Below are 6,856 nucleotides of genomic sequence, written 5' to 3' on the forward strand. Positions count from 1 at the left end.
AAGGGGAACTCCATGACGCACCCTGTTGTTTTTACACGAAGAAAAATACTGACTCTGGCCGCTGGTGCTTCGGCGGTGTTCACTTTCGATTCGGCTGCTGCGCAGTCCAGTCCACCGTCGTTATCGTCACCAACGTCGCCAACTTCGCCCTCGACCCTGGATACAGGAGCAAACACCATGCTGACCCGAGCCATCCCGTCGAGCAACGAACCGCTGCCCATGGTCGGGCTGGGTACTTACCGCGGTTTTGATGTCGCTACTTCAAGTCCGGCCTACAAGAGTTTGGCCGCTGTGCTCGATGCGCTGTTTGAAAAAGGCGGAACGCTGATCGACAGCTCACCCATGTATGGTCGTGCCGAGCAGACCACCGGTGAACTGCTGTCGATACACAAACCCCGTTCTCCTGCATTTCTGGCCACCAAGGTCTGGACCCGCGGTCGTCAGGAGGGGATTCAGCAGATGGAGGAGTCTTTCAAACTGCTGCAGACCGACCGTATTGACCTGATGCAGATTCACAACCTGCTGGACTGGAAAACCCACTTGCCGACGTTGCGTAAATGGAAGGAAGAAGGGCGCATCCGGTATGTCGGCATCACCCATTACACGTCGTCGGCGTATGACGATGTGGAAGCGGTGCTCAAGGCTGAGCAGATGGATTTTCTGCAGATCAATTACGCGCTGGATGATCGTGCGGTCGAGAAGCGAATCCTGCCGCTGTGCAGGGAGAAGGGCGTAGCGGTGATCTGCAACCGGCCGTTTGGCGGTGGTGGCTTGCTAGGCCGGTTAAAGGGCAAGCCTTTGCCCGGCTGGGCTGCGCAAGTGGGTGTGACCAGTTGGGCGCAGCTGGCTCTGAAGTTCCTGCTGGCAAACCCGGCGGTTACCTGCGTCATCCCCGGCACCGGTAACCCGAAATACATGCTGGAAAACGCTGGTGCCGGGTTCGGCCCGATGCTGACCGGCGCGCAGCGTGAGCAATTGATTGATTTGGTGGGGTAGCGCAGTCGTTCAGCAAACGAATGACCGGTAGGAGCCAACTTGTTGGCGAGGCTTTATCTCTGTGTTCGCAGGTCTGGCGTCTCGCGAACAAGTTCGCTCCTACCGATATTTGGTGTGGCTCATGACCTCAGCGATTCACTAGCTTGGCTGGCAGCGCAATTACCAGAAAGCTGCTCAAAATCAGGCACCCGGCGAAGAACCACATGGCGCCAGCGCTGCTGCCGGTGATGTCGATGGCCATGCCCATCAGCGAGTTGCTGACCAGCCCGGCGATGTTTGCCAGTGAGCACGCCAGCGCAAAGCCTGTAGCGGCGGCGCGGCCTTTGAGGAAGGTAGCAGGCAAGCTGAAGAACACTGGCACCGCACCGATAATCGCTGCCGAAGCGATAGCAAACAGCGCCACCGTTGCCACCAGGTTGTGAGTGAAGAATGTGCTGCTTGCCATGGCCACCGAGCCGATCAGGAACGGCACGATGATGTGCCAGCGACGCTCGCGATGGCGGTCCGAACTGGCCCCGATCAGCAGCATGCCCAGCAATGCCGCGATACTTGGCAAAGCGGTCAGGACGCCAATGTGAAAAGTATCGACGACGCCCGCGTTGCGAATGAACGTCGGCATCCAGAAACCCATAGCGTAGGCGCTGAGCAGGATCGAGAAGTCGATACCACCGAGCATCCACACTTTCAGATTGAAGAAGCCATCGCGGAAACTGTGCTTGCTGTCTTTGGCTTCGGCCTCATCCAGACGCAGCTCGCTTTCCAGCAAGGTCTTTTCTTCGGCGTTCATCCACTTGGCTTCATTGTGGTTATTTGGCAATGCCCAGAACGTCAGGATGCCCAGCGCCACACTCGGGATTGCTTCAAGGATGAACAGCCACTGCCAGCCGCGCAATCCGGCCGTCTGATCAAAGTGACCCATGATCCAGCCGGACAGCGGACCGCCGATCACACTCGACAAGGGCAGGCCGATCATGAACAGGGCAATGATGCGTCCGCGTCGATACGTGGGGAACCACGTGGTCAGGTAAAACAGCACACCAGGCAGAAAACCGGCTTCAGCGGCACCCAGCAGAAAACGCAGAATGTAGAACTGCATGGGCGTAGTGACCAGCATGGTGCAGGCCGAGAGCAGACCCCATGTGATCATGATCCGGGCGATCCAGATCTTCGCCCCGACCTTTTCCAGCACCAGGTTGCTGGGCACTTCGAAGAGGATATAGCCGACGAAGAACAGCCCGGCACCCAGGCCAAACGCGGTTTCGCTGAAGTGCAGTTGATCAAGCATCTGCAGCTTGGCAAAGCCAATGTTGATCCGGTCCAGATAGGCAGCCAGATAGCAGAAGCACAGGAACGGAATCAGCTTCCAGGTGATCTTGCGGTACATCGCTTTGATGGGGTCAGCGATGTCAGTCGCCGTGGTATTCACATTCGCAGAGGGCATGGTGGTCTCCTGGCGGAACCTATCGTTTTTGTTTAGCCGCATGTATCAGGCACTTCGGCAGCGCTGGCATGCGGCTTCCAAAGGCAGTGTCAGAAGACTGGAAAGCGCTCTTGCGAAGCGTCTGCCCAGTGGGTTTGGCCAGTGTCGGCCTGACCAGCGCTCTATGGCCTGGTTCTTAACGGCAGTTGCGAGCTTCAAGCTATAAGCTGCAAGAGGCGGTGAGTTCAGCTTTTTTCTTGTAGCTTGGCGCTTGAAGCTTGCAGCTGCTTCATCGCCTCCAACTTGTTAACCACATCCCCATACTTGCTGTCGATATCGAACAGGTTCGCTTCGTGGGGAGCGGGGTGGCGGTCGCCAACACATTCGCGGACCACGATGGTTCGAAAGCCGTGTTGAACCGCATCCACTGCCGTTGCCCGAATGCAGCCGCTGGTCGAGCAACCGGCCAGCACCACGGTGTCGATCCCTTGTGCGTGCAGCATCGATGCCAGACTGGTGCCGAAAAACGAACTGGCGTACTGCTTGCTGATCACCACCTCGTCGGCGTTGGGCAAAACCTCTTCACAGAACGCTGCGAGCGGGTTGCCTTCCACCATGTCTTTCATCACCGGGGCCTTCTTGACCCAGATGCCGCCGTCAGCAAAATGCCCGGCATGGTAGCGGATATTGGTGTGCACCACCGGTATCCCGTTCTGTCTGGCACAGGCCAGCAATTCGACGCTCTCGGCCACGGCACTGACCACTCCCGGTGCATACAACGGCGCGCCTGGTTGGGTGTAGCCCTGCATGAAGTCGATCATCAACAAGGCTGGCTTGTTGCCAAAGCCAATACGCTGACCCCAGACGCCCTGATAGTTGGCATCGGCAGATTGTTGCTCGCTCATATCGTGCACTCCGTTTTCGGTTCCGCTCAAGGCTGCAGATTCAGGCGATGGTTTCACCGAGGAAGTCACCGAAGGCTGCAAAGAACCCTTCCAGATCATCCCAGGGGATCATGTGCCCGGCGTTCGCCACGTGAGCGATGCGCATGTCCGGTTGCAGTTCAAGGATTTCCGCTTCGTCTTCGGCCAGTATCACACCGCCACGGCCTGCGACGATCAGCAGTGCAGGCACCGGCAGCTTTGGCAGGTCCTGATGAAAATCGACCTCATGAAAGTCATTGAAGGCGCGGACGATCGCCGGTTCGTAACAGGTGTGCAGCCATTCGGCGCGCAGTTGCAGTTGCTCATCGGTCCAGGTCGCGCAAAACGCACGCATGGCCTCTGCGTCCATTCCCAGTTGCGCCTGACGAATCGAGTCCACGTACCACGGCAGTTTTGACGGATATTCGCGACGGCCCGGGCCTGAGACGGGTGGGTCAATCAACACCAGCTTTTGCAGGCCTTTAGGTTGGCGCACTGCGCTGCGGGCGATAAAACGTGCGCCCATGGAATGACCGACCAAATGATAGGCATCAAGATTCATGGCAGCAGCAAACGCCGAGATGTCATCGGCGCAGGTGTCGACGCTGTAATCAAGTTCCGGGCCCGTGGAGGAGAGTCCACGCCCGCGGGCGTCCAGCACGTAAGTGTCGAAATGCTGACCCAGCCGTTCAGCAACGAAGCCCCAGGTGATCGCCGGGCTGGTGATGCCTGGTATCAGAATCAGCGCGGGCTTGTTGCTGTGCGCCTGGCCGCCGTAGCGCAAGTAATGTTGACGGATACCGTTGGCCTGGACGTTGCCGCCGTGGATAAAAGTACTCACGCTGGCACCGCCGATTTCAGTTCGTGGCCATACAGGTCGTAACCAAACACCCAGGCCGGATCTTCCTGAGTGCGCAGCCAGGTATTGGCGTTGGAGACGGCTTGAACACGTGAAGCACGGTCCTTGCGGGCGGTTTCGTAGAGGTCGAACGCGGTGCTGTAATCGCTCAGGCCGGTGGCTTGCAGGCAGCGTGTCAGCATCGCGGCGTCTTCAATGGCCATGCCTGCGCCCTGGGCCATGTGCGGTTTCATTGGGTGGCAGGCGTCGCCCAGCAGCACCATGCGCCCGCGACTCCAGATCGGCAGCGGATTGCGATTGAGCAGCGGCCATTTGGTCACCGTTTCGCTGGACTCGATCAACGCCTGCACGGTGGGGTGGTAACCGGCAAACGCTTCGTACATTTCCTCGCGGCTGCTGTCGATCCAGTTACCCTCGAACTCCCAGGCAGGATGCGGCACGCCGGTGACGTAGTAGTACTCATCGCGTTTGCCTGTGGTGTGGTAGACCATCATGTGCCGGTCGGCACTCCACCATTTCACGCAGTTCTCGAACTCCAGGTTGTACTTGCTCAGCACGTGGTTGGGAATCAGCGCCCGGTGTGCTACCCAGCCGCTGTACAGCGGTGCTTCCTGGCCGAGCAACTCTTCGCGAATTTTCGAGTTGATCCCGTCGGCACCGATCACGATATCCGCCTCGGCGGTGGTGCCGTCGGTGAAGCTCAGGCGCACGCCACTGGCGGTTTCCTCCAGGGTGCTCAGGCATTTGCTGAAGTGCACGCTGCCGGGCGCAATGCTCGACATCTGCAAGGCATGCAGGTCGCCGCGATGCACGGTGATGTAGGCCGCGCCGTATTCCTTGCGCGCGAATTCACCCAACGGGATGCGTGACATGTAATCGCCGCTGGCACCGTCACGGCTGAACCAGAAGTCAGGGTGCGAGCCCATGTCGCTGAGCTGTTGTTCGATGCCCATGCGGCGAAAGATTTTCATGATGTTCGGGCCCATATGGATCCCGGCACCGATCCGCGAGAACTCGGGCGCCTGCTCGTAGATGTCGACTTTGAAGCCCGCTTGCTGCAACAGCGTGGCGGCTGCCGCCCCACCCAGGCCTGCACCGACGATGGCTATCTTTTGCGTATCTGGCATGGGCTGTTTCCTTCGTAGCAGAGTCTTTGACGGTCGGGGGTGTTGTTCGTCCCGATGTGTTTTTAAAGTGTATACGCTCTTTTTTTCTCATTGGAATAGCTTTGTTGAAAAAAATAATTCGCGGGTTATTTATCGATGTCACCCAATGTAACCCTTGTTCTATTGGTTTGTGTGAGTGGGTAACAATATGGCGTGGCTATTGCAGACCGCTTCTGATTGATGTCTTATCGTAAATATAGGGTGTACACACTATAAAAACGCACTGACTTGTAGCGCTGCGCCTTTCTTTGGTGCGTGAAGGCGGCGAAAGCAGATACGAAACATCACAGCGTCGAGGCACGACGAAGGAGAAATGAAATGGCGGTAAGCGATTGCGAATTGACCCAGATGTTCGAGCACGTGCTGGCCTTGTCGAAGGTCGATGCGACCCAGAGCGTGGCGGTGCTCAAGAGCCATTATTCAAACCCCAGAACCGTGCGCGCTGCGATGGAGGCTGCTCAGCGTCTGGGCGCGAAGGTGTACGCCGTTGAACTGCCGTCGTTCAACCACCCCAAGGCCATGGGCAACGACATGACCGCTTACTGCGGAGACACCGCGCTGACCGGCAACCTCGCAGCGCAACGGGCGCTTGAGGCGGCGGATCTGGTGATCGACACCATGATGTTGCTGCACTCACCGGAACAGGAGCAGATCCTCAAGACCGGCACCCGGATTTTGCTCGCGGTAGAACCCCCGGAAGTATTGGCGCGCATGCTGCCGACCCTGGCCGACAAGGAGCGGGTCATGGCCGCTGAGCAGGTGCTCAAGGAGGCCCGCTCCATTCATGTTAAGTCCAAGGCAGGCAGCGACTTCCGGGCGCAGCTTGGGCAATATCCGTCCGTCACCGAGTATGGGTTTGCCGATGAGCCGGGGCGCTGGGATCACTGGCCCAGCGGCTTTCTGTTCTCATGGCCGAATGAAGAAACCGCCGAAGGCGTACTGGTTATTGACGTCGGCGACATTCTGCTGCCGTTCAAGAATTACTCCCGGGAACAGATCATTCTGGAAATCGACAAGGGGTTTATTACCGAGATCAAGGGTGGTTTCGAGGCCGAATACTTGCGCGATTACATGAAGTATTTCAATGATCCCGAGGTGTACGGCATCTCCCACATTGGCTGGGGCCTGCAGCCCCGTGCGCAGTGGACTGCCATGGGCCTGCACGACAAGAACGACGGCATGTGCATGGATGCCCGGGCGTTCTACGGCAACTTCCTGTTCTCCACCGGCCCCAATACCGAAGTCGGCGGCACTCGCAAGACGCCGTGCCACATGGACATCCCTCTACGCCGTTGCGATATCTATCTGGATGACAAGGCCGTGGTACTGGGCGGGGAAGTGGTTGCGCCAGACGCTTCTTTGGCGCAATAAGTTCATGAGAAGCAGTTCCTCCTGTGGGAGCAGGGCTGAACTGGCTTAATGATCCCGGACACCTCTTAAGGGCGATATGATTCGCCCAATCAGGAGGTTCCATGCAAGAGCGAAAGACCTA

At 58.1% G+C, this 6,856-nt stretch carries 6 protein-coding genes; 2 read left to right on the forward strand and 4 right to left on the reverse strand.

Going from position 1 to position 6,856, the window contains the following annotated elements:
- Positions 1-12: 12 nt before the first annotated feature.
- The gene (locus tag AO242_RS18500) at positions 13-996 is read left to right on the forward strand and encodes an aldo/keto reductase (protein WP_099269844.1); all 984 of its coding nucleotides are present in this window, start codon (positions 13-15) and stop codon (positions 994-996) included.
- Between the two features lie 127 nt (positions 997-1,123).
- Here AO242_RS18500 and AO242_RS18505 read toward each other — a convergent pair whose 3' ends face one another.
- The 4 genes from AO242_RS18505 to AO242_RS18520 all read right to left on the reverse strand — a co-directional run bounded on the left by AO242_RS18505 (position 1,124) and on the right by AO242_RS18520 (position 5,325).
- Complete coding sequence (locus AO242_RS18505; protein ID WP_027900727.1) at positions 1,124-2,437, reverse strand: MFS transporter; 1,314 nt, start codon at positions 2,435-2,437, stop codon at positions 1,124-1,126.
- A 224-nt stretch (positions 2,438-2,661) separates the two neighbouring features.
- Entirely contained in the window at positions 2,662-3,321 is a 660-nt protein-coding gene (locus tag AO242_RS18510) for an N-carbamoylsarcosine amidohydrolase (protein WP_099269845.1), read from the reverse strand.
- A gap of 40 nt (positions 3,322-3,361) precedes the next feature.
- Positions 3,362-4,180 carry an alpha/beta fold hydrolase gene (locus AO242_RS18515; RefSeq protein ID WP_027900729.1) on the reverse strand — a complete coding sequence of 273 codons (819 nt, stop codon included), beginning with the start codon at positions 4,178-4,180 and terminating at the stop codon, positions 3,362-3,364.
- Positions 4,177-5,325, reverse strand: a complete 1,149-nt coding sequence (locus AO242_RS18520; protein WP_099269846.1) for an FAD-dependent monooxygenase — start codon at positions 5,323-5,325, stop codon at positions 4,177-4,179. The genes AO242_RS18515 and AO242_RS18520 overlap by 4 nt, the downstream gene beginning before the upstream one ends.
- 357 nt (positions 5,326-5,682) lie before the next feature.
- Between AO242_RS18520 and AO242_RS18525 the strand changes: the two genes are divergently transcribed.
- Positions 5,683-6,735: a 2,5-dihydroxypyridine 5,6-dioxygenase gene (locus AO242_RS18525; protein WP_099269847.1), complete on the forward strand. Its 1,053-nt coding sequence runs from the start codon at positions 5,683-5,685 to the stop codon at positions 6,733-6,735.
- Positions 6,736-6,856 lie beyond the last annotated feature (121 nt).

It is taken from the genome of Pseudomonas sp. ICMP 561 (assembly GCF_002699985.1).
GTDB classification, from domain to species: Bacteria; Pseudomonadota; Gammaproteobacteria; order Pseudomonadales; family Pseudomonadaceae; genus Aquipseudomonas; species Aquipseudomonas quasicaspiana.